This is a genomic window from Bacteroides sp. (genome assembly GCF_019417265.1).
Taxonomy (GTDB): domain Bacteria; phylum Bacteroidota; class Bacteroidia; order Bacteroidales; family Bacteroidaceae; genus Phocaeicola.
Genome location: NZ_DXVR01000179.1, coordinates 1 through 2,212, shown reverse-complemented (window position 1 = coordinate 2,212; position 2,212 = coordinate 1). Strand labels below are relative to the sequence as shown.

The 2,212-nt window shown below is 43.0% G+C and carries 1 protein-coding gene; it reads left to right on the top strand.

Annotation, left to right across the window (positions count from 1 at the left end; genetic code table 11):
- Positions 1 to 116: 116 nt before the first annotated feature.
- Positions 117 to 1,997 carry a group II intron reverse transcriptase/maturase gene (ltrA, locus tag QZ379_RS12660; protein ID WP_002585010.1) on the top strand — a complete coding sequence of 627 codons (1,881 nt, stop codon included), beginning with the start codon at positions 117 to 119 and terminating at the stop codon, positions 1,995 to 1,997.
- The last annotated feature ends 215 nt before the right edge of the window (positions 1,998 to 2,212 follow it).

The following is a 2,212-nucleotide window of genomic DNA, read 5'->3' as shown; positions in this document are numbered from 1 at the left end:
GGCGGGCTTGAGGAATGGGCTTTAGTCGGTTAGAAACTATTGTTGTCATTCAATCGTATAAGGATTACGAGTAAGACAAAAAGGGACACTTTCCCGCGAAAGGAGAGTGATGCCTTATGACCAGAAAAAAGAAACAACTGCTATGTGAGGAAAATCTGCGACATAACGAGTATTACGGAATGCAAGATACCTTCGATAATCTATATGCTGCCAGTAAGAATGGTGAGGTGTTTACAGACCTCATGTCTATCGTCCTTCAAAGGGAAAACATTCTGCTGGCATACAGAAATATCAAGAAAAACACAGGAAGTAAAACGTGTGGAACAGATAAACTCACAATCAGGGACATTGGAAAGTGCTCCCCTGATGAAGTAGTTGAAAAAGTGAGATTTATTGTAAACGGAAGTGAGCATGGTTATCGTCCTAAGCCAGTCAGGCGAAAGGAGATACCGAAGCCATACGACCCGAGCAAGACAAGACCCTTAGGCATTCCATGCATCTGGGACAGGTTAATCCAACAATGTATTAAGCAGGTAATGGAGCCGGTATGTGAAGCTAAGTTCAGTGAGAACAGCTATGGCTTTAGACCGAACCATTCCGTAGAAAACGCTATTGCCAGAAGTTATAAACTGTTACAGCAAGCAAACCTGCACTATGTCATTGAATTCGATATTAAAGGATTTTTTGACAATGTGAACCATGCAAAGCTGATTCGGCAGATTTGGGCAATGGGGATTCACGATAAGGCGCTTATATTTGTGCTTCGGAGAATACTGACAGCACAGATAAAACTTGAGGACGGAACATTTATTACGCCTGATAAGGGAACACCACAGGGTGGAATCATTTCTCCACTCCTTGCAAACATCGTTCTTAACGAACTCGACCACTGGGTTGAAAGCCAATGGCAATGGAGTCCGATATGCAAAAGAAATGTCAGACCTGAAAACGGGTACAGACAGGCGAAAAAGTCCAACCTCAAAGAGATGTTCATTGTTCGATATGCGGACGACTTTCGGATTTACTGTAGAACGAAAGATACTGCTGAACGGACAATGCACGCAGTTATACAGTGGTTAAGAGAAAGGCTGAAACTGGAAATCTCAGAAAAGAAAACAAGGATTATCAATGTCAGAAATCATTACTCAGACTTCCTTGGGTTCAAGATGAAAGTTCACAGGAAAGGCAACAAGCTGGTGGTAATTTCATACATCGCTGATAAGAATTTTGACCACAAGCGCCAGAAGCTGAAAACACAGGCAAAACGGATTGTCCATCCCCGAAAAATCTATGGAGAACAGGGTGAAATCAGGCTCTATAACAGTATGGTCACAGGAATGCAGAATTATTACTGCATTGCCACCCATATCAACCATGATTGCGCAATACTAAATCGTGCAGTTATGACACTGCTCACAAATAGGCTTAGTACCCGTAACGGGAATCGATTGGTTAAAACCGGACGGGAATTGACTGAGTTTGAAAGAAGCCGATTTGGAAAATCCAAAATGATGCGATATGTTGCAGGCACAAATGAGCCAGTATATCCTATTGGCTACACGCAACACAAGAATCCTTTATTCCGTAAAAAAACATGGAATTACTACACTCCAGAGGGGCGGGAAGGCATTCACAATAACCTACGAATCAATATGGCCATTCTGCTCTCGCTTATGCGGAAGCCACCCTATGGCTATAGCGCGGAATATGCAGATAACAGAATATCACTATTCTCTGCTCAATGGGGAAAATGTGCTGTTACCGGTGAAGAATTCTCAAGTACACATGAGATTCACTGTCATCACAAACTGCCCCGGTATCTTGGAGGCGATGATTCCTATGGGAATCTTATTTTAGTGAAGGATTCTGTACACAAGTTGATTCATGCCATCAATGCAGATACAATCGCAAAATATTTGGAACTCCTACAGCTTGACAAGAGCCAGCTCAAAAAGGTAAATACGCTCCGTGAGTTGGCGTCTCTGCCGTTAATCTAATCTCTCACTAATCAACACAACACAGTATTTCTATGACAGGTTTGATTGTTTAGACAACGAAATCTACTAACCGATGGAACGCCGTGTGCGGTGAAAGTCGCATGCACGGTGTGAAGTGGGGGAAAAGCCTGAGATGATATCAGGGGCTTACCTATCACTATAAAACTCCGACTTCGTGTATATGCTCAACCAGGCAGGCGGAGACCGCCAGATTC